The organism is Spirosoma pollinicola, assembly GCF_002831565.1.
Taxonomy (GTDB): domain Bacteria; phylum Bacteroidota; class Bacteroidia; order Cytophagales; family Spirosomataceae; genus Spirosoma; species Spirosoma pollinicola.
In genome coordinates this window covers 3,759,987-3,780,906 of record NZ_CP025096.1, presented here as the reverse complement: position 1 = coordinate 3,780,906, position 20,920 = coordinate 3,759,987, and the positions used below count along the sequence as shown (strand labels likewise).

Below are 20,920 nucleotides of genomic sequence, written 5' to 3'. Positions count from 1 at the left end.
GGATTATATAAATGTAAAGACCCAATCATTAGTTAAAACTTCCTCTTCAACGAGCCAGTTTGTAGCAGTACCAACTTTTGCAAAAGCTACTGGCTTTATGTTAACCTGCTAATGATTTATAGTATCAGCTAATCTCTAGTGTCGTAGCGAAACCACTTATTCCTTCGTTGAGCCGGAAGCGCTCCTATTGCCGAATCCGAATAATGGAAAATCACTTTATAATCTTCACCAGGCATTCTAATCAGGTGCTTTTCGTTCACAGCCAGTGCTTTCACTACTACCGTCGAATAAGCACTGGCGCCCGTCTCCTTGTCCCGGACAAAGACGATGTATTCAGCTTCTTGAGCTGGTACCAGCAAAACTTCTGACGCATTATTTGGCGGAACGGCACCTGGCGTGGTTAGCCCCCAAGCGTAACTGTAGTTGCCAGACCCACCAATCGCTTTGGCCTGAATAAATTGTTTGCCAGTAGCGGCATCCCCATTGATCTCGGTAGTGACCTTAACCTGAGCCAATAAAGTAGTCGAGTTGATCAAGCCCACCAAAACGAGAAGGGTACACATTGAGTATTTCATTGCATAACTAGTTTAGAAAAGTAAAGCTGTAAAAGAGAAAACCTTCTGTTATATAAGTGGCATTGTATCAACCAAGTATCAATTTACGGCAAAAAATATCCCTCTCATTTGACAAATATCCCCCGCCGTAACCGGTTTCTGGCACGACGGGGGATACGTGTATCTATTCATTAAATACTCTTCCGCTTCATTTCCTTCACGGCAAAATCAGCGGCTCTTGCTGTTAGCGCCATGTAGGTCAGCGATGGGTTAACGCAGGACGCCGAGGTCATGCAAGCACCATCGGTTACGAATACGTTTTTGACCCCATGAAGCTGGTTATTGGCATTCACAACCGATGTTTTGGGGTCGCGGCCCATGCGAGCCGTACCCATTTCATGAATGGCCATACCCAGATAAGAACCCCGGTCGTAGGATCTGACGTTTTTGACGCCTGCCGATTCCAGCATTTCTTTAGCGTCGTTCATCATATCTACCCGCATTTTCTTCTCGTTCTCCTTCAACTCAGCGTCGAACACAACGAGCGGCATACCCCATTTGTCTTTGTCGTTTTTGTCGAGGTACATGCGGTTTTCGTGGTAGGGCAACGTTTCGCCAAAACCACCCAATCCCATTGTCCAGGGGCCGGGCTTGGTGAGTTCTTCTTTGTAATCGGCCCCGAAGCTCATTTCGGCAATGTTACGCTGCCAGCCCTGCCGACTGCCTCCACCCTGGTAGCCGAATCCACGAATGTAATCACGCTTGTCGTTGCCTATGTTGCGGTAACGTGGTACGTAAATACCGTTGGCCCGCCGACCAATGTAGTATTTATCCAGATCGCCTTCCCAATCGCCCGAGGCACCAATGCGGAAGTGGTGATCCATCAGGTTGTGGCCAAGTTCGCCGGAATCGTTCCCCATCCCGTTCGGGAAGCGAGCCGATTTGGAGTTCAACAGAACCGACGTTGAGCCAAGCGTACTGCCGCATACGAAAACAATGCTGGCGTTATATTCTTTGCTCTGCATGGTCACGGCATCAACGATACGCACGCCAGTGGCCTTTTTCTTATTCTCGTCGTACAGAATCTCGGTAACGACCGAATCGGGACGAAGCGTCAACCGACCTGTTTTGGCGGCTGGCGGTAAGGTACACGACTGCGTGCTGAAGTAAGCCCCGTATGGGCAACCCAGCGAGCATTTGTTACGATACTGACACGGAGCGCGACCAACACCCAGTTGCGCCTGACCCGCCTTCGACAGGTTAGCTACCCGCCCAATGGTCATGGTCCGGCCGGGGAAGTTTTTCTCGATCCGTTTGCGCACCTCTTTTTCCACACAATACATTTCCATGGGTGGCAGAAACTCGCTGTCGGGCAGTTGAGGCAGGTTCAGCTTTTCGCCCGAGATACCCACGAACTTTTCGACATACGAATACCAGGGTGCAACATCTTTATACCGAATGGGCCAGTCGACCGCAATACCGTCTTTTTCGTTCGCGCCGAAATCAATATCACTCAGACGATATGTTTGCCGACCCCACATAATGGATTTACCACCCACGATATTTGGCCGATACCAGTCGAAACGCTTCTCTTCTTTATAAAGCGAATCGGTGTCTTTCATCCAGTAATTCTGGGTCATCTCGTTATACGGATAATCCCGCGCCAGTTTGGGGTGCGACGCCTTTTGCTCCTCCGTGAGCCGACCATTGTATTGGGTTTGCCAAGGGTCTTTCATGGCATACTCGTAATCTTTCACGTGTTCAAGCTGGTGCCCTTTTTCGAGCATCAACACGCGAAGACCCTTTTCGGTCAGTTCTTTTGACGCCCAACCGCCCGATATTCCCGACCCGATGACAATGGCATCGTATGTCTGGTCCTTTATAGAATCTATATTGAGGTTCATGAGTTTTTGACTGGATAATGACTAATGGAAAATTGATAATGGCTTACAAGAATCATTATTCGTTTTAGATTAGTCATCGTACATTATTAAGTTTTAAAGAGCCCACGTCTTCTGACCGGGTTTGAGCGGCATACATCCATTAAATTGTCCCGGTACAGGCAGGTATTCGAGGGCTTTTGTCGCGCCGATTTCTGAGGTGAAATACCCGGTGGTCGTTAGCTCTTTCATGCGCATGAAAAAAGGCTTGTCTGCCGTCATGGTCTGTTTAACCATTTCGTTTTTCTGAGCCGTGTCCAGCGCAGCGAAGCCTTTGCTGAATTTGGTTTTACTGTCGGCATCCAGCTTGGCTAACCCCGCATAAAATTTATCCTGATCGGCTTTGGGATAGCAGTCGCGCATGACGCGTACAATGAACTTTTCGGCACCAGCTGCTTTAGCACCCGGCGTCGAAGTGGTCGGGATGATAACATCGGCGACTTCGGCAAGCAGGGCTTCCTGGTCGGGTGAGACCAGCACGCTTGGGCCTGTGTTCGTCACACGTCCCATAGCGCCCGCCAGCGTGGGAGCCGACAGAATTCCCCCCATCATAAGGGCCGCTTTTTGTATGGCTTCTCTACGTTTCATAAAGTGATGAATACTGTTTGTTGTTAGAAGACCCGAGTTAGTGAAATATCCTCAAATTGGATGAAAATATACAGGTTCATATCCAAGATTTCAATTGAGTTTAGTACGAAAGCATAAAGGCGTGCTACGATTGAAGCCGTGGCACGCCTTTATGTACTATTTTTTGGGATTCGAGTTGCGAGATACCCGGTTGATGTACAACGAACGGATTACCACCGAGCGGGCGACCCCGTCCGTTGTACATAATTACTGAAGAATCAAATCCTGGTACCAGAACCCAGTATCCCAACGGGTATCGGGTTGATCGGCGTGGCAGTCGGTGCTGCCAGATGTAGTATATATTCGACGAACAGATTCTCCTTTTGTAAACGAAACAGGACTGGAAAAGATGGGGCCATCGTAGACAAAGGAATGATACTCACCATTTTCGCCACAAGGGTCGACTGTTCGGGGCAGATCTTTCAATAAGTCCAGATCAAGTTCGCGACCCAGGAAATCAGCGTTTAAGTGCTTTTCATTGACGCAGACAAGCACCGCTTTGAAGCCCAAATCCAAAAATTCATGAACCAGTTCGGTGGTGTTTCGCTGCCAGAGCGGAAATTCGCCCCTGAGATTTACCCGTTGCAACTGTGTTTCCCGATACAGGCGCAGGTCTTCCAGAAAAATATCGCCAAAGATGGAATGGGTAATTCCTTTCCGGGAAAGCTCCTGAAGCCTCCTCTGCATCTGAGCGTCATATACCTCCATCGACACATTGCCCGAAAAACGTAATAGCTGCAATGGAATGCCCAACCGTTCAGCCTGAGCCGTCATCAACTCCGTTCGGACGCCGTGCATACTCACCCGACCATACTCTTCGTTAACGCTGGTCAGCAACGTTTGTATGTGCCAACGCTCTGAACGAAAACTATGATACAGAGCGAGAGCCGAATCTTTGCCCCCGCTCCAGTTCATAATAGCCGGTTGACGGCTCATCGGAAGTAAAAGCCCGATGGGGCAATTTCTGCCTTAACAGAGTCAATTAGCGCCCCACTTTCCTCGTATCGAAGCACATAACCCGCCTGTTTATAAGAAGGAATAACGCTGCCGTAAATTCGTTTGGTTTGCGGATCGATGCCAAGCGAGCTAAATGAGCGAGCCAAAATCTGGCTACCCAAAGCAGAATTGGCGTCTACAGGCAACCGGTATGTTTTACCGTTTAACGTATAAATGAACGAACGTTTATCTGTACTAAAGGTAACCGACCCGGGTGCACTGGCGAAGGTCAATCGTTTGGCAATCAGTCGGGTTTGAGGATCAAGCTGAACTAGATCATTACCCGTCTGAATCCATAATTTACCTGTTGCATCCAGGGCCAATGGTTCAGGAGTTGACCCAAAAGCAATACGTTGTTTTTCGGTGTCGGTATTCAGGTCAATGATTAGGAGCGTTTTATCGCCACTGTAGGTGTTGCTTCCAACAAATGCTTCAGTTCCGGCAATAACCATTTTCTCTACACCTTTCACCGCCGGTATTTTTTTTACCACTGTACTTGTGTTCAGATCAACAACCGCAATATAACCGGGGTCTTTATAGAATGCCCCGCCAGAACCTGAAACATCCCAGCAACTTATGTAGGCTTTATTAGGCCCGGCCGAAATCACCTGACGTGGGTTCTCGATATCCGGCGATTTCAACGTAGCACGTGACTTAAATGTACCAGATTCAACAATCTCTACTTTATCCTGACTTGCAGCCGTGTTATCGACTAGAATCAGCCCTTTACCATTCACTTCGGTATAGCCCTGTACCCCCCCGCTTGGGAGTAAGGATGGATTGGCGGCCTGCAGAATATTCGTTGCAACCGTATTGCCAGTACGCGACAGAAACGAAATTGTTCCGTTGTTATCACTAAAATTGCCAGCATTCAATATAAATACGCCTGATTCATAAGGAATCGGATCGGGATCAGTTGTTTTACAATTCCAAACGCTAAGGGCCAGCAAGCCAAGCGCAATTCTTTTCGTTGATTGGTACTTCATGATTTAGTTAGACGAAAAATTGATAAGAACATTGAGCGCCCAGTTTCGTCCCGGCAAAGCATTCCGCTTCACACTGAACGATAAGGCATCGAATACATTATTGATTTGACCCTGTAGCCGAATGGGGACCGGGCCGAGTTTAGTTGTTGTTTCCAGAAGTAGATTCGTTAGTGCAACGCCCTTAAAAAACTGACTATTGTCGAAGGTGATGTACCGGCGCGAACTGGCCTGCGTTTGTATAGTCAGGCGCGTTTGACCACGCTGCAAATAGGCATTGAGTGTTTCGGTGTGGATGGGAACGTAGACCAGTTGCTTGCCTACGACATCCTGCGAATAGGTATCATACGCCCGCTCCTGCGATGAGCGTGTCAGGGCGTACCCTGCTCGAAAACCAGCCCGCCAGATTTTATTGACGTATGCCAGCGATGCGGTCAGTTCTCCTCCACGAGCGAGAACTAGCTGCAAATTTTCGACATGATAGTTTGTGGCCGGATTCCAGTACGTCCAATTGTCAACCCGATTTCGGTAGACCGTTGCTTCAGATGTTAAGCGTAGGTTTTCGTTGAGAACAAGCGTTGAAGCAAGTCCGGCTTCCAGATTGAAACCACGTTCGGGCAACAGGTTCGGGTTGCCCAAATCAGCCCAATAACGTTCATTGAGCGTTGGCACGCGATAACTCCGGCTTATGGCTCCTTTGGCAGTTAGTTCAAACATAGTATGCTTCACCAGCCGGTATTCGGCACCTAACGAAGGGGTGAGCGGTGGATTGAAATGCGTTACGAATGCCTGCCGAATAGTTGCAGACACCAGCCATCGGGCGGTCTGAAGTCGAAGTAGTGCATATAAATCACCCCGGTCTTCTTCGATTAATGGACGGACATAGCCGTCCGTTCGAGTACGGTAGTGCGACCATTCGCCCCCAATGCGCAGGTTTACCGATAGATTAGCTTTAATGGGCGTGAGCGCAAATTCCCGTTCGGCGCGGCTGATAAAGCGGTCTGTTTCTGTATGACTTGGCAGATCAAAATTACCCTTGGCGTAATCAAGAATGTCATGAATCCAGCCCAGGCGAAGGGTCAAATGATTGGTTTCGTAAGTCGTGAGAAAGCGGGCAGATTGCGTCCGGGTACGTTCGCGGGCGATAGTATCTTTGGGAGATAAGATGAGGTCGTTGTCGGTCAGCCACACATTGACCGACAACTGCCGACCACTTTTGTGCAGGAAATACAAATCCTGAACCACTCCCCGCTGCGCCGTTGTCGACTGTTCCAAAAAGTAATTCCGACGTTCGGTAGACAGGTAGGCATTATTGAACTGATTTCGATAGGCGAACGTCTTACCCGATAGCTTCCAGTTGGCCCCCAAAGCCGTACTATACCGGACACCGAGCTGCGTCTGGTTATTTTGAAAGCTGGCAAACTGCTGCCCCAGCGTCACCCGAATGCCCGGTTGCCAAACAGGACTACTCCCTAGCAGAACACTCCCACCCACAGCGTCAGACCCAACCACACTCGCCGATGAGCCATACTGAACCGACAGTCGGTCGAAACCAGCAACGGGCAGCGTTGAAAAATCAGTCAGGCCAAGATTAGGCTGGTTGATGTTGATGCCATTCCAAAGTACGGCGGTATGATTCGCGGAGGTTCCCCGAAAGGCAACCGTTGCCAACTGACCGGGGCCGTAATTTTTGAATGCCAATGGGGTATTGAACGACAGTAAATCTGTTAGCGACCCAAAACGAAACTGGAGCAGCGTTGTCGAGTCGATACGCTGAAGTTTCTGCCCCGCCAGGAACCGTTCGGGCGCAATAGCCCGTACCGTTATTGCCGACAACGAAACAACAGACGCCGACTGCGCCAATGAATCGGTTTGCGCGAAACTGCTATGCCCAGCTAACCAGCCGAACAACAGGCCAATAATCCACCAATGAAGGGTGATCTGTTTCAATATATTGTACAAAAAGAGTGCCTTTAAACAACGGGCCGCCAGTATGAGGGCCCATTAGCACGCGATTGGGGCGTTTCCTCCGAACGCCAGAACAACGGATGGTCTTCGGCAGGTCTCCTGGCTCGTCTCATCGGTTCGGACCTTCCCACACTGATACTCAGCGCAGTGGTTACGTAGATTGAACCGATTTTGGAATGGACACTGAAAAATGGAATATGGATTTGACACCATTATTCATTCTACATTATCAATTACCCATTCCTTAAGACTTACAGTTGCGGGGACAGCATTGGTTTTACACCAACTTCCCTTTTAAGCCTTGAAAGCTACCATGAAGCAGCATCAGGCACCGAAAACTTAAGGCAAAGGTAGATGAATTTTAACAGGACAGCACAGCGTGTATAAAGAAATCTACAAAGTAACTTCCTCTATACGCGCTGTGCTATTGTATTAACCGGGGTTTAAAACCCCTCGGCCTTTATTTCTTTCTCAGTGATGGTTCCGTACTTTTTCACCTTATCCCGAATGGTTTCAGCCTTACCGACCAGTACAAACTGAAGTTTGTCTTTTGGAAAATATTGGTCAATAATCTGGCGGGTCTTGGCCACCGTCAGGCCATCCACATTCTTCTGAAAATCATTAATGAATGACTCGTCAAAGCCAAGACTAAACATATCCGTTAATAAGTTCGCCAGTTCACTAGCCGACTCGTATCTGGGCGGAAAATCAGCTTTCACATAGTTTTTGGCCGATGAAAGGGTTTTTTCGTCGATTCCTGTCCGGTGCAAACTGTCGAGAACCTGCAAGGCCATGTCGATAGCCTGCGTGGTCGTGCTGACTTTAGTGAACGTCGAAATGGCAAACGTGCCGCTTTTCCGAAGCGTGCCAAATTGACTGCTGGCGCCATAGGTCAGCCCTGAATTAACGCGTAATGCATCGTTGAGCCAGGATGTAAAACGGCCACCCAGAATCGTGTTTACGACAATAACCGGAATGTAATCAGGGTTATTTCTGGTAATTCCTTTCCCGCCAATCATGAAGGTTGTTTCACGAGCGTCGTCTTTATTTACCAGCAACACGCGGCTTTTATCGAACGCAACGGTGGGTTCTGCCAGGACTGGCGAAGTTGCGGCCGCTGTTTTCCAGTTACCAAACAAATCCGTAATGCGCTTTTTCATAGCCGGTGTACTGAAATCACCTACAATAGCAATAGCCGCCCGGTCGGTGGTGAAGTTCTTTTGATAGAACTGTCGGGCATCGGCTGCTGAAATCGCTGATACGGAATTCGGCGTACCCATTAATGGATTGGCATAGGGATGATTTTCGAATACGAACCGATTAAAGTACGAGGACATGACACCCCGTGGACTCTCCTTTTGTTGCGTTAGCTGAAGCAACTGACGTTGCTTGTATTTATCGAATTCAGCCTGATCGAAGGTTGGCTTCGTGATCACATCCTGAATAATATCGAACAGCAAGTCCTGATCTTTTACCGCAAACGATGCGGTCAGTTTGGCAACTTCTTTTCCCGCGTAGGTATCTACGCTCGCGCCCACGTATTCGGTCTTTTCTTCCAGTTGTGCTTTCGTATATTTCGAACTGCCAAACAGCAGTGCTTCGGCAGTCATACTGGCCAGACCGTAGCGGTTTCCATCCTGAACGGCCCCGGCATCAAATACGGCGGAGATATTGATTAGCGGCACCTCATGCTGCTCCATCAAATAAACCGTCATGCCATTCTTCAGCTTGAACTTTTGGTAGGGCGGCACCTTGAACGTTTGCGCCAGCGACGCGCCCGTTACAATGAGGGTAATAAAGAGAGTGAATATGTATTTCATTGAGTGATTTTATGGCGAAACCTACATGGTTTTTGAAACCTTATAGGTTTGAATTGTTTCGTATCAATTGTTTTTAACGGGATTCGCTTTGGGCTCCGGCAACAGGTAACCAACCGTTCGATTGCGGCTTGTCAGATACGTTTTGGCTACGCGTTGAACATCTTCTTTCGTTACCTTCTCATACAGAGATGGCGCTTCGTAGAGCTTTTTGTAATCCCCAAAGAACAGTTCATACGTACCCAGCGAGTTTGCTTTCCCGTTGATCGACTCCATAGTCCGATAAAACTCCATCAGCTTCTGGTTCTTCAATTTCTGCAGTTCTACATCCGTAATTCCGTCATTAACTACCTTATCGATTTGATGCAGCACCGAACGTTCTAACTGTTCAGCCGAAACACCACTGGCGGCAATGGCATAAATTGAGAGTAGACTCGGATCGAATGATTCGCCAAAATTGGTAAATGCCCGTGATGCGATGGTCGAGTCAAGCACCAGCGATTTGACAAGACGCGACGAGTTACCCGAACTTAAAACACCACTCAGCAAATCGAGCGCGTAATAGTCGGGGTGACGGGTAGCGGGTGTATGATAAGCCAGCAAAATATTCGGCGTTGCTACGTCTTTGTAGGTCGTTACGCGCCGTTCGCCGTTTTGGGGTGGCTCAACGGTACGCAGGCTATCGGGCATTTTTTGCGCTGGAATGGGCTCAATATATTGCTCTGCAAGTTTCTTCACCTGTGCCGGCGTTACATCTCCCACAACCACAGCTACCGCGTTATTCGGTGAGTAGTAGGTTTTGAAATACTTTTCCAGATCGGCTTGCGTCCACTTTTTAATATCCGACTCAAAGCCTATAACCGGAAACATATACGGATGCTCGACAAAAGCTGTAGCCTCTACCAGTTCACTGATAACCCGATAATTACTATTTTCCAGCCCCGTACTCCGCTCCGACAGCACCACACCCCGCTCACTGTCTACCATTTTTGGGTCAATGGCCAGATCACGAATCCGGTCGGCTTCCAAGCCGAAAATCGTTTCCAGCGCCCCGCTTTGGAACCAGTCTGTATACACTGTCGTATTTTGCGTTGTATAGGCATTGTTTGAGCCGCCATTGGCTTCCATCACGCGGTCAAACTGTTTAGGGCCGTACTTTTTAGCACCATTGAACATCATGTGCTCAAAAAAGTGAGACAGACCAGTTATTCCGTGTACTTCGTTACGGGAGCCAACTTTCCAGAATGAGTAAAAGTTAGCGTTGGGAATGGAATGGTCTTCGAGAACCATGAATTTCATACCATTCTTGAGCGTGAACGTCTGTACGTCCTCCGCTTTGGGCTTATTTTGGGCCAGTACAACACTTACCGAGAGTGTCAATACGGCTAAAAGCCCCATTCGTTTGTTCATGAGCTAGTTTTTAGTTTGGAGAAAAGCTAAAATTAATGACCTTTAGCTCATGAACCAATCGCTCTGGTCGCTTAGCGGCCAACACGCCCTTGTAACGGGCGGAACCAAAGGAATCGGTGAGGCTATTGTCCGGCAGTTTCTGGACCTCGGTGCTTCTGTCTTCATCGTCGCCCGCGACAATTCGTTGCTCCAGCAACAACTGGCAGAGTACCGACAACAAGGTCATACGGTAGCGGGGCTAGCGGCCGATGTAAGCCAACCGGGTGTCGCTGCTCAGATTATTGAGGCCGTGAAAGCACAATGGGATAGCTTGGATATTCTGGTTAATAATGCGGGTACCAACGTCCGCAAAGCCACAGCAGACTACAGTCCGGCCGAGTATGACCATGTGCTTAATACCAACCTACGATCAGCTTATGAGTTGACCCAAGCGGCTTATCACTTGCTGAAAGCATCAGCCAACGGAAAAGTTGTGATGGTTTCATCGGTATCGGGTTTAGCCCACACCAGTAGCGGCTCACTCTACGGCATGACCAAAGCGGCTATGCTCCAACTAACCCGTAACCTCGCGGTTGAGTGGGCACCCGACGGTATTCGGGTAAATGCCGTTGCGCCCTGGTATATTAAAACACCTTTGGCAACGCCTGTACTGACCAACCTCGAAAAGTTAGCAGCTATTCTTAAACGAACGCCTATGAACCGTGTTGGTGAGCCGGAAGAAGTGGCGTCGGTAGTCTCCTTTCTGTGTATGCCCGCATCGGGCTATGTCACGGGCCAAACGATTTCGGCTGATGGCGGCCTGATGGCCTGGGCTTACTAAAGCCCGGCTACCATCGCTTTCATCTTCGCCATTGCTGTTTTTGTAACGGTCAGTGCATCCTGTGCGTAGTAGTCTTTGTTGAAAACCTCTAGCGATACCACGATTGGCTGATCGGTGCGCTTTATGAGTTTCAACGTTTCGCGAATTGGTGCAACGCCATCGCCCGGAAACACACGGTCGGCATCGACTATTTTTTCACGGGTAAAGTTGGCGGTGTAGTCATTGACGTGGAAAACCTCAATAGCCGATTTCCCAACCAAAGGAAGCATTGTATTTCCTGACCCACCTTTATATAAGTGATAAATATCCAGTAATACCCGTGCCGATGGATGCCCGCTCTCGATAGCCACAAACATAACTTCGCTTAAACGGCTCAGGTTTGGCGAGAAACCCCACAATTCCAGTTGTGGTACAACGCCTGTTTTATCTCCTATTTCCAGAATAGCGCGATAACGTTCAGCGGCTTTGTATAAATCAACTTTGGGGCTCCCCGGCGATTGCGCACCAATTGGCGGAGTCGCTACACGCTTGCAACCCACCTCGGCCAGCATTTCCATTTCGCTCTTGAGTTGAGCAAGTCCCTTTGCACGGGCGGCTTCATCGTCAATAATCCAGGGAGCAAACCCAATGGCATTTTCGATCTTTATACCAGTATCGGCCAGCACTTTACGGGCTTCAGCCGTCGTTCCCCCATTTTTCAAATAGGTCTGTAACGTCTCAATCCAGATTTCGACCGAGCGAAAACCAGCTTTTGAGGCTGCTTCCAGCTCTTTAACAAAACCCAGCTTGTGCCCCCGAATCGTACTCATGTTCAGGCAAATCGTGAAAGAAGACTGAGCAGTTGGCACAGGCATCGCTTGCAGCGAATTAGTCGAGAGTGTTGCCCCTACAGAGGCAGTCAGAGCCGCCAGCGTTTGACGACGAGTTACAGATTGAGACATGAATGGAACGGGATTCAGGCGTTTTGCGATAATACAGTAAATGAGAAAAAGGCGCAAACCTACTGTTTGTCGATATGTGGCAATTATCAAATTCCTTCATATCAATAGTCAATTCGCCCAAAGTCGCGTTAGTGACGAAATGTTTGTAGAAAAACACAGCCTTGATAATTACTGGTCGTATAGCGACCGAACCAGCGTTTGACCGTCTAACGCACATGCCAAACACATACACCCAAATCTATTTACACACTGTCTTTGCCGTTAAACACCGTTATGCTCTCATCCAACAATCGTGGAAAGAAGATTTATATCGCTATATGACTGGCATTATTCAGAATCAAGGCCATAAGCTACTCGCCATTAACGGAATGCCAGATCACATTCATGCCTTTATAGGTATCAATCCGAAACAGGCTATTTCTGAGCTTATGCAAGACCTGAAAGGTGATTCGTCAAAATGGATTAATAACAAGCGGTTAGTTAAGGGACATTTTGAGTGGCAAACAGGGTATGGTGCCTTTTCATACAGTCATTCACAAATTGACTCGGTCGTCAAGTATATCTTAAATCAGGAAGAGCATCACCAAAAACGAACATTTGAAGAAGAATATCTCGCCTTTTTGCAAAAATTTGACGTACCTTATGATGATCGGTACCTCTTCAAACCAATAGAATAGAAGTTCCGTCGCTACGCGACGAATAGTGTGCTTGGATCTATTTTTTGCTACAAACATAAAGTCGCTAACGCGACCGAAAGTCAAGTTTACATATGAATATTGGCCCTTAAATTTGGATATCTTAGTCGCCTTAGCGACGAAATGGTTGCAGGAACAATGATGGCCGTGATAATTACTGGTCACATAGCGACCGGACTAGTGGCTAAGCCAAGCTGTTAAAAATTCCCAACAGATGTTAAAAAGCTTTTCATTCTTGTTAAAAGCCGCCTGATTTGCCCGACATCAAATCAGGTACCATGAAAAAGCTACTACTGCTTGTACTCGTTTGCATTGTTTCAAAAACAATTGCTCAAACTACCCGTCTCGAAGACCTCTGTCAGGTTTTTCATCTACCAGATGGCAAAGACACCACAACCTTTATTATTTTCGGGACAAAGGAGGACCTACAAGTCAAAAAGCCGTTGTTTATATTCCGGCAGGGCTCGCAGCCAATGCCGTTCATTGTATTGGATAGTGCCCGGTACTTTCTTCTTGCCCCCTTCCATTTCAGGGATTATAAAAAGGATTACCACTTTGTGATTATACAGAAACCAGGTGTTCAGCTGATAGCTACTCAGCAATTTCTGGATGACTATCAAAAGGCCTTAACGCAGCCGAACCCGCCAGAAAAATTTATCAGCAAAAAGTACCTTGCAAATAACTACCGCGAACGCTACGTTGATCAATGCGACAAAGTCATAAATTATCTTGTCAAGCAAACTTGGATCGATAGCCGGAAGGTGGTATTCTGTGGAGGCTCTGAGGGATTTACGGTTGGCGCTGATTTAGTTGGAAACCACAATAAATCTGTGACACATACTATACTCTTCTCAGGAAAGCAGGGACGTCGGTTCGAGGTATTGATTCAGCAAATGCGTGAGCGGGTCACGAAAAAGGAAATGAATCCAGAAGAAGGTCAAAAAGAAATTGAGCAACTTTATTCGGTTTGGCAAGATATTCATACCTATCCGGAAGCTATAGATAAAATGTATGGCGATACCTACCGGGCCTGGTATTCGTTTTCCCAACCTACACTACCTAATTTACTTAAGATCAATATCCCTTTATATATAGCTTACGGAACGGCTGATGAAGAAATGGCACCAAGCCTGGATATGTTGCCACTGGAGTTTATCGCTGCGGGAAAGAAAAATCTAACATTAAAACCCTACTACGACCACGACCATCAGTTTTTTAAACTCAAACGAGACTCAACAGGTACCGTAATTGCCAAAGAATATAATGGGGATGCAGTGGCTAAAGACTGGATGGAGTGGCTGCAAAAAACTTCTTTAAAATAAATTTTCTATTTCTCCAAACTATTTAATACTTTTGCACTCCCAAACTCAGAACATCGAGTCTAACGACATACGAGGGTGAAGGTCCGCTAACATCTATATGATTTAGTAGAAACCACATCTGACTTTTTCGGCAAACAACCGTTGCATTGCATCGACTTGTCTGCCATTTGAGGTCAGGTGCTGTGCGCCCGACCTTTTTTTATGTCGTTTCGGGGCCTGATTGTTAAGTAGATATAGGATTCGTTCGAATATTTACCTACCTTTGCGCCCCGATTCGGAAGGTCCGAACGGGAAAATGAATACCTATTTTTTACCTGCTTACTTTAAACAAACACAAATGTCTGGTTTAATTGGCAAGAAAATCGGGATGACCAGCGTGTACAATGCGGACGGGCAGGCTCTGGCATGTACAGTGATTGAGACGGGTCCCTGTGTCGTAACTCAAGTCCGTAGCATCGAGAAAGATGGCTACACGGCTGTGCAACTGGGTTATGGCGATAAGAAAGAAAAGCACAGCAACAAGCCGGAGTTGGGCCACTTCAAAAAAGCGGGCACCACACCTAAGCGCAAACTGGTTGAATTCAAAGAATTCGAGCAGGAGCTTGCTTTAGGTGCAACACTTACGGTAGCCGACGTATTTGCAGAGACTGACTTCGTTGACGTTGTTGGCACAGCAAAAGGTCGTGGTTTCCAAGGCGTTGTGAAACGTCATGGATTCGCTGGGGTTGGTGGTCAAACACACGGTCAGCATAACCGGGGTCGTCACCCAGGTTCGATCGGTGCGTGTTCATTCCCATCGCGTGTGTTCAAAGGTCTTCGGATGGCCGGCCGGATGGGCGGCAACCGTGTGAAGGTTCAAAACCTGCGCGTTTTGCGTGTTCTGCCTGAGCAAAATCTGCTCGTTGTTAGCGGTTCGATTCCTGGAGCCAAAAATTCATACGTTATTATCGAGAAGTAGGTCATGGAAGTAATCGTATATAACAGCAAAGGCGAGGACACAGGCAAAAAGGTCACGCTTCCGGAAGAGGTCTTCGGTATTGAGCCGAACCAACACGCGATTTACCTCGACGTGAAACAATACTTAGCCAACCAACGGCAAGGAACGCACAAAGTGAAAGAGCGTGCAGAAAATGCTCACTCGACACGTAAATTGAAGAAGCAAAAAGGTACAGGTGGTGCCCGCGCAGGTAGCGCCAAATCGCCGGTATTTATTGGTGGTGGTACCATCTTCGGTCCCCGTCCCCGTGATTACAGCTTCAAATTGAATAAAAAAGTGAAATCGCTTGCCCGCCAGTCGGCTTATGCCGTAAAAGCGAAGGCTGAAAAGATTTCCGTTATCGACAGCATCACGCTGGCAGCTCCCCGCACGAAAGATTACATCCAGTTCCTAAGCGACTTGAATGTAACGGGTAAAAAAACCCTGCTTATTCTGCCAGACGTAAATACAAACGTTGTTTTGTCGAGCCGGAACGTGCAGAAAACGAAAGTGACCACAGCTTCGCAGGTTAACACCTACGATCTGATGAACGCCGACCAACTGCTTATTAGCGAAGAAGCACTGTCAACCATTCAAACGTTGTTCGACAAATAACCATGAGCGTACTAAAACGACCAATCGTCACTGAAAAGATGACGGGCCTTAACAAGCAAGGGAAGTATGCTTTTGAGGTTGAACTAAGAGCGAATAAACTCGAAATTGGCAAAGCCATCGAGAAAATGTACGGCGTCAACGTAGAAGCCGTTCACACGATGCGTTCGCTAGGCAAAAAGCGTAGCAAAAACATCAACGGACGGGTTGTGACGGGCAAGACCCCAACTACTAAGAAAGCAATCGTAACGGTTGCAGAGGGCGAGGTAATTGATATTTACGCTGACCTGTAAACCGAGCATTGCTCTACCAATTAATCAGTCATGGGAGTTAAAAAACTAAGACCAATAACGCCGAGTACACGTTTTCGCGTGGCACCCGACTTTGCGGAAATAACAGCCTCCAAGCCAGAAAAAAGTCTGCTGGAGCCCATTAAGAGAACCGGTGGCCGTAACAACGAAGGTCACCGCACTATGCGCTACATTGGAGGAGGTCACAAACGGCAATACCGTATTATTGACTTCAAGCGCGATAAAGTCGGCCAACCTGCCGAAGTTTTGACTGTAGAATACGATCCAAACCGTACAGCACGTATTGCTTTAGTGCAATATGCGGACGGCGAAAAACGCTACATCATTGCACCGCAAGGTATCACCGTAGGTCAGACCATCCGGTCGGGCGAAGGATCAACTCCTGACGTTGGCAACGCACTTCCACTGGCTCTGATGCCAATTGGTACTATCGTTCACAACATCGAGTTGACACCGGGTAAAGGTGGTGCTATGGCCCGTTCGGCTGGCACATACGCCCAGTTGGTAGGTCGTGAAGATAAATACGCTATCCTGCGTTTGCCTTCGGGTGAAACACGTCGAGTTTTGAGCGCGGGTATGGCAACGGTAGGTTCTGTATCGAACCCCGACCATATGAACGTTGTCATGGGCAAAGCTGGTCGTAACCGTTGGTTAGGCCGTCGTCCACGAGTTCGTGCCGTTGTTATGAACCCAGTTGATCACCCAATGGGTGGTGGTGAAGGCCGGGCATCCGGTGGTCACCCACGTTCACGCAATGGCCAGTTCGCCAAAGGTCAGAAGACCCGTAACAAGAACAAGGCATCTGAAAGCATGATTATTAGCCGACGCAAAAAGTAACAGATAACAATGGCACGTTCACTCAAAAAAGGCCCCTATATTGATTTCCGTCTGGACAACAAAGTTCAGGCTCAGAATGATTCGGGCAAGAAATCGGTCATCAAAACCTGGTCGCGTCGTTCGATGATTTCGCCGGATTTTGTAGGCCACACCTTCGCTGTGCATAACGGCAACAAGTTCATCCCGGTTTATGTAACGGAGAACATGGTAGGTCACAAGCTAGGCGAATTCTCGCCAACGCGCAACTTCCGGGGACACACCGCTAAGAAAGACAAGGGCAAACGATAAGTAGTTTACGGTATACGATTTAAGGTTCTAATTAACAATAAATCGACTATCGAAAACCAAAAACCAAACAAATGGAAGCAGTAGCAAAACTTAAAGATGTGCCCACGTCGCCCCGCAAGATGCGGTTAATCGCCGACCTCATTCGTGGTCAGCGCGTTAGCCGGGCGTTAGGTCTCTTAAAATATCAGCCACAAGCTGGTGCCGACGTATTGCAAAAAGTGCTTTTGTCGGCCGTTGCCAACTGGCAGCAAAAAAACGAAAATGAGCGCATCGAAGATGCAGATTTGTATGTGAAAACGGTCTTTGTTGATGGCGGCCCGATGCTTAAGCGTCTTCGTCCAGCACCACAAGGTCGTGGTCACCGGATTCGCAAACGGTCAAACCACATCACACTCGTGGTAGACAGCGCAGCTAGCACTGTATTGGATCAGGCTGAAGTTTCTACCCCTGAAAACGAACAATAGACAGAAATGGGACAAAAAATAAATCCAATTGGCCTGCGACTTGGTATTGTTCGGGGCTGGGAGTCAAGCTGGTACGGCGGCAAAGAGTTTGCGGAAAAACTCGTTGAAGACGAAAAAATCCGGAAATATATTTCAGCTCGTATTCCAAAAGGCGCCATTGCGCGGGTCGTTATTGAACGTACTCTGAAGCGCGTAACGTTGACTATTCACACGGCTCGTCCGGGTATTGTTATCGGTAAAGGCGGTGGTGAAGTTGATAAGATCAAAGAAGAGTTGAAGAAGATCACGGGCAAAGATGTCCAGATCAATATCTTCGAAATCAAACGTCCTGAAATTGATGCCAAACTGGTTGGCGAAGCTATCGCTCAGCAGTTACAGGCTCGTATTTCGTTCCGTCGTGCCATGAAGCAAGCTATCCAATCCGCGATTCGGGTAGGTGCTCAAGGTATCAAGGTGAAAGTATCAGGTCGTTTGGGTGGTGCTGAAATTGCCCGCTCTGAGCAGTACAAAGAAGGTCGTGTACCCCTTCACACACTGCGTGCCGATATTGACTATGCCTTGTCTGAAGCTCAAACCGTTTATGGTAAAATCGGCATCAAGGTGTGGATTTTCAAAGGTGAAGTGTATGGCAAGCGTGATCTGTCGCCAGCAGCAATGATGAGCCAGGCACAAGCTGGTGAGCGTTCTGCTTCGTCAAATGATCGTGGCGATCGTCGTGGACCTCGTGGTGATCGTGATGGCAACGACCGTGGTGGTCGTGGTCGTGGCGGAGACCGTGGCGGTAATAACCGTGGCGGTGGTGCTGGTGGTAATGCAGGTGGCCCGGGTGGTAATCGGGGCGGCAATGCAGGTGGCCCAGGTGGTAACCGTGGTGGTGGTGGTCAAGGTGGCAACCGTGGTGGCGGACCAAGACGATAAATTCAGTCGTCAGTCGTCAGTCAGCGGTCGTCAGTTCACAACACTGAAGATTACCAACTAACCACTATCGACGCTAACTTTTAGAGCTATGTTACAGCCAAAAAGAACTAAATTCCGTAAGCAACATAAAGGTAGAATTCCTGGTATCGCATCGCGCGGCCACGAAATTGCCTTCGGTACATTCGGCATCAAATCGCTGGAACCAGGTCGGATTACCGCCCGCCAGATTGAAGCCGCTCGTATCTCAGTAACACGGGCAATGAAACGCGAAGGCCAGGTTTGGATTCGCATTTTTCCCGATAAGCCAATTACCAAGAAGCCAGCCGAAGTTCGGATGGGTAAAGGTAAAGGTGCCCCAGAGTATTGGGTAGCCGTAGTGAAGCCCGGCACGATTATGTTCGAAACAACGGGCGTTGATCTGGCAACGGGAATGGAAGCCCTGCGCCTGGCTGCTCAGAAATTGCCAGTTCGGACGAAGTTTGTTGTCCGGCGTGATTATCAGGAGCAAGTCGAAGACTAGTACCCCTAAGCGACGAACAAGATGAAAAAAGAAGATTTAAAAGGATTGTCGGCTGACGAGTTACGCACCGAAATTGGTGCCGAACAGGACCGACTGTTGAAACTTAGGTTCGCTCATGCGGTATCTCCAGTTGAGAACCCAATGCGCATCCGCGAGAGCCGGAAACGGATCACTCGCCTGAACACGGAACTGACGGTAAAATCGCGGCAAGCCTAATAAGACACGACAATGGAAGAGCAACAAGCACCAGCACCGCAGGTAGAAGAACAAGCTCCGGCGGCAGCAGCAACAGAACAGCCGAAGGCAGTCGCTCCAGCAACGGGCGAAACAGCAACGGCTTCGGAGCGCAACGCTCGGAAAGAGCGTATCGGACGGGTTACCAGCAATAAGATGCAAAAGACCATCACTGTAGCGATTGATCGTAAAGTGAAACACCCGATGTATGGCAAGTTCATGAACAAGACGAAAAAACTGACTGTTCATGACGAGAAAAATGAGTGTGGTATCGGAGACACGGTTCGTGTTATGGAAACCCGCCCAATGAGCAAAAATAAGCGTTGGCGTTTAGTCGAAATCATCGAAAAAGCGAAGTAAGCCATGTTACAGCAAGAATCAAGATTAGGAGTAGCCGATAACAGTGGCGCGAAAGAAGTGCTGGTTATCCGCGTTCTGGGCGGTACAGGTAAGCGGTATGCATCAGTCGGTGACAAGATTGTCGTGACGGTGAAACAGGCTCTGTCGTCCAGCAGTATGAAAAAAGGGACGGTTTCAAAAGCAGTTGTTGTTCGGACAAAGAAGGAAGTACGTCGTAAAGATGGATCATACATCCGCTTTGAAGACAACGCTGCCGTATTGCTCAACAACAACGATGAGCCTCGCGGCACCCGGATTTTCGGGCCTGTGGCTCGTGAATTGCGTGAGAAGCAGTTTATGAAAATCGTATCGTTAGCCCCAGAGGTATTGTAAGCAATGGAGAAGAAAATAACGCTACCGAAACACAAATTCCACATCAAATCGGGCGATACCGTCGTCGTGATTGGTGGTAACTCGAAAGGTCAGCGCGGTGTAGTGACAGAAGTAATCATAGAGAAAGATCGTGCTCGCGTTGAGGGCGTTGCTATGATTACCAAGCACATGAAGCCAACGGCTTCTAACCCGCAGGGGAGTCTGGTAAAAACGGAAGGATCAATCCACATCAGTAATCTGAAGTTAGTTGATCCCGCCACCAGCGAACCTACCCGCACGGGTCGTAAAGTAAACGAAAAGGGAAAGCTACAGCGCTTCTCCAAGAAGACGGGCAACTTTATCCCTGATCGGTCCGCCGACGCGGGTCGTAAATAACCTTAAGCAGGTCTAAGAAAATGGCAACGCCAAGACTGAAAGAAAAATATCTAAGCGAAATCGTACCCCAGTTGAGGGACAAGTTTCAGTATAAGTCGGTTATGCAAGTACCGCGTCTGAGCAAAATCGTCATCAACAAAGGTATTGGAGCCGCTGTCGCCGATAAAAAGTTGGTAGACGTGGGCGTCGAAGAATTGACGACCATCACGGGTCAGAAAGCTGTTCCGACTATGTCGAAGAAGGCTGTCTCGAACTTCAAACTACGGGAAAAGATGCCCATTGGTGCGAAAGTTACGTTACGTGGTGTGAAGATGTATGAATTCTTGGACCGGTTGACAGCCGTATCGCTGCCACGTGTTCGTGACTTCAAAGGCATTAGCGATAAAGGGTTCGACGGCCGCGGAAACTATACATTCGGTGTGCAGGAACAGATTATCTTCCCTGAAATCAGCATTGATAAAGTAGCCCGTATTTCGGGGATGGACATCACATTTGTGACCACCGCCAACACCGATAACGAGAGTTACGAGTTGCTGAAAGCCATGGGAATGCCGTTTGCTAAAAGTGATAAATAACAACC

Annotated in this window: 25 protein-coding genes and 1 riboswitch; of the genes, 16 read left to right on the top strand and 9 right to left on the bottom strand. The window is 48.2% G+C overall.

From position 1 onward, the window contains the following. Positions 1-128: 128 nt before the first annotated feature. The 8 genes from CWM47_RS15870 to CWM47_RS15835 all read right to left on the bottom strand — a co-directional run bounded on the left by CWM47_RS15870 (position 129) and on the right by CWM47_RS15835 (position 10,295). Positions 129-575, bottom strand: a complete 447-nt coding sequence (locus CWM47_RS15870) for a hypothetical protein (RefSeq protein ID WP_100989151.1) — start codon at positions 573-575, stop codon at positions 129-131. Between the two features lie 170 nt (positions 576-745). Continuing rightward, positions 746-2,458 carry a GMC oxidoreductase gene (locus CWM47_RS15865; RefSeq protein WP_100989149.1) on the bottom strand — a complete coding sequence of 571 codons (1,713 nt, stop codon included), beginning with the start codon at positions 2,456-2,458 and terminating at the stop codon, positions 746-748. Positions 2,459-2,551: 93 nt separating this feature from the next. Beyond that, positions 2,552-3,082, bottom strand: a complete 531-nt coding sequence (locus CWM47_RS15860) for a gluconate 2-dehydrogenase subunit 3 family protein (protein WP_100989147.1) — start codon at positions 3,080-3,082, stop codon at positions 2,552-2,554. A 246-nt stretch (positions 3,083-3,328) separates the two neighbouring features. Further along, positions 3,329-4,057 (bottom strand): Dph6-related ATP pyrophosphatase, encoded by a 729-nt coding sequence (locus tag CWM47_RS15855; protein WP_100989145.1) that lies wholly within the window; start codon positions 4,055-4,057, stop codon positions 3,329-3,331. After that, positions 4,054-5,103 (bottom strand): YncE family protein, encoded by a 1,050-nt coding sequence (locus CWM47_RS15850; protein WP_100989143.1) that lies wholly within the window; start codon positions 5,101-5,103, stop codon positions 4,054-4,056. The genes CWM47_RS15855 and CWM47_RS15850 overlap by 4 nt, the downstream gene beginning before the upstream one ends. Positions 5,104-5,106: 3 nt before the next feature. Further along, complete coding sequence (locus CWM47_RS15845; protein WP_240625918.1) at positions 5,107-7,050, bottom strand: TonB-dependent receptor plug domain-containing protein; 1,944 nt, start codon at positions 7,048-7,050, stop codon at positions 5,107-5,109. A 90-nt stretch (positions 7,051-7,140) separates the two neighbouring features. Further along, positions 7,141-7,419: riboswitch (cobalamin riboswitch) on the bottom strand. 92 nt (positions 7,420-7,511) lie between these two features. Continuing rightward, positions 7,512-8,888, bottom strand: a complete 1,377-nt coding sequence (locus CWM47_RS15840) for a M16 family metallopeptidase (protein WP_100989141.1) — start codon at positions 8,886-8,888, stop codon at positions 7,512-7,514. Between the two features lie 63 nt (positions 8,889-8,951). Continuing rightward, the gene (locus tag CWM47_RS15835) at positions 8,952-10,295 is read right to left on the bottom strand and encodes a M16 family metallopeptidase (protein WP_100989139.1); all 1,344 of its coding nucleotides are present in this window, start codon (positions 10,293-10,295) and stop codon (positions 8,952-8,954) included. Between the two features lie 49 nt (positions 10,296-10,344). Between CWM47_RS15835 and CWM47_RS15830 the strand changes: the two genes are divergently transcribed. Further along, on the top strand, positions 10,345-11,115 hold the full coding sequence (locus CWM47_RS15830) for an SDR family oxidoreductase (RefSeq protein WP_100989137.1): 771 nt from the start codon (positions 10,345-10,347) through the stop codon (positions 11,113-11,115). Here the strand turns inward: CWM47_RS15830 and CWM47_RS15825 are convergent. Next, on the bottom strand, positions 11,112-12,056 hold the full coding sequence (locus tag CWM47_RS15825; protein WP_100993900.1) for a sugar phosphate isomerase/epimerase family protein: 945 nt from the start codon (positions 12,054-12,056) through the stop codon (positions 11,112-11,114). The two genes, CWM47_RS15830 and CWM47_RS15825, sit on opposite strands and share 4 nt — an antisense overlap. Before the next feature lie 215 nt (positions 12,057-12,271). Here CWM47_RS15825 and tnpA point away from each other — a divergent pair, with 215 nt between their 5' ends. The 15 genes from tnpA (at position 12,272) to rplE (ending at position 20,915) form a co-directional block, all read left to right on the top strand. Continuing rightward, entirely contained in the window at positions 12,272-12,733 is a 462-nt protein-coding gene (gene tnpA / locus CWM47_RS15820; RefSeq protein ID WP_100989135.1) for an IS200/IS605 family transposase, read from the top strand. Between the two features lie 296 nt (positions 12,734-13,029). Next, positions 13,030-14,073, top strand: coding sequence for a dienelactone hydrolase family protein (locus tag CWM47_RS15815; RefSeq protein WP_100989133.1), 1,044 nt, complete (start codon positions 13,030-13,032; stop codon positions 14,071-14,073). A 337-nt stretch (positions 14,074-14,410) separates the two neighbouring features. Further along, complete coding sequence (rplC, locus tag CWM47_RS15810; RefSeq protein ID WP_100993899.1) at positions 14,411-15,031, top strand: 50S ribosomal protein L3; 621 nt, start codon at positions 14,411-14,413, stop codon at positions 15,029-15,031. A gap of 3 nt (positions 15,032-15,034) precedes the next feature. Further along, positions 15,035-15,664 carry a 50S ribosomal protein L4 gene (gene rplD, locus CWM47_RS15805; protein WP_100989131.1) on the top strand — a complete coding sequence of 210 codons (630 nt, stop codon included), beginning with the start codon at positions 15,035-15,037 and terminating at the stop codon, positions 15,662-15,664. A 2-nt stretch (positions 15,665-15,666) separates the two neighbouring features. After that, positions 15,667-15,954 (top strand): 50S ribosomal protein L23, encoded by a 288-nt coding sequence (gene rplW, locus CWM47_RS15800; RefSeq protein WP_100989130.1) that lies wholly within the window; start codon positions 15,667-15,669, stop codon positions 15,952-15,954. Positions 15,955-15,984: 30 nt separating this feature from the next. Beyond that, the gene (rplB, locus tag CWM47_RS15795; protein ID WP_100989128.1) at positions 15,985-16,809 is read left to right on the top strand and encodes a 50S ribosomal protein L2; all 825 of its coding nucleotides are present in this window, start codon (positions 15,985-15,987) and stop codon (positions 16,807-16,809) included. A 9-nt stretch (positions 16,810-16,818) separates the two neighbouring features. Then, positions 16,819-17,097: a 30S ribosomal protein S19 gene (gene rpsS / locus CWM47_RS15790; protein ID WP_012930238.1), complete on the top strand. Its 279-nt coding sequence runs from the start codon at positions 16,819-16,821 to the stop codon at positions 17,095-17,097. A 71-nt stretch (positions 17,098-17,168) separates the two neighbouring features. Then, on the top strand, positions 17,169-17,561 hold the full coding sequence (gene rplV, locus CWM47_RS15785) for a 50S ribosomal protein L22 (RefSeq protein WP_100989127.1): 393 nt from the start codon (positions 17,169-17,171) through the stop codon (positions 17,559-17,561). 6 nt (positions 17,562-17,567) lie between these two features. Continuing rightward, positions 17,568-18,479, top strand: coding sequence for a 30S ribosomal protein S3 (gene rpsC, locus CWM47_RS15780; protein WP_100989125.1), 912 nt, complete (start codon positions 17,568-17,570; stop codon positions 18,477-18,479). An 88-nt stretch (positions 18,480-18,567) separates the two neighbouring features. Next, a complete protein-coding gene (rplP, locus tag CWM47_RS15775) occupies positions 18,568-18,999 on the top strand; it encodes a 50S ribosomal protein L16 (protein WP_012930235.1) in 432 nt (143 codons plus the stop codon). A 21-nt stretch (positions 19,000-19,020) separates the two neighbouring features. Continuing rightward, on the top strand, positions 19,021-19,215 hold the full coding sequence (rpmC, locus tag CWM47_RS15770; protein ID WP_100989122.1) for a 50S ribosomal protein L29: 195 nt from the start codon (positions 19,021-19,023) through the stop codon (positions 19,213-19,215). 12 nt (positions 19,216-19,227) lie between these two features. Further along, on the top strand, positions 19,228-19,593 hold the full coding sequence (rpsQ, locus tag CWM47_RS15765) for a 30S ribosomal protein S17 (RefSeq protein ID WP_100989120.1): 366 nt from the start codon (positions 19,228-19,230) through the stop codon (positions 19,591-19,593). A gap of 3 nt (positions 19,594-19,596) precedes the next feature. Continuing rightward, the gene (gene rplN / locus CWM47_RS15760; protein WP_100989118.1) at positions 19,597-19,965 is read left to right on the top strand and encodes a 50S ribosomal protein L14; all 369 of its coding nucleotides are present in this window, start codon (positions 19,597-19,599) and stop codon (positions 19,963-19,965) included. 3 nt (positions 19,966-19,968) lie between these two features. Then, positions 19,969-20,340: a 50S ribosomal protein L24 gene (gene rplX, locus CWM47_RS15755; RefSeq protein ID WP_100989116.1), complete on the top strand. Its 372-nt coding sequence runs from the start codon at positions 19,969-19,971 to the stop codon at positions 20,338-20,340. A 20-nt stretch (positions 20,341-20,360) separates the two neighbouring features. Further along, positions 20,361-20,915, top strand: a complete 555-nt coding sequence (gene rplE, locus CWM47_RS15750; protein WP_100989114.1) for a 50S ribosomal protein L5 — start codon at positions 20,361-20,363, stop codon at positions 20,913-20,915. Positions 20,916-20,920: the final 5 nt, after the last annotated feature.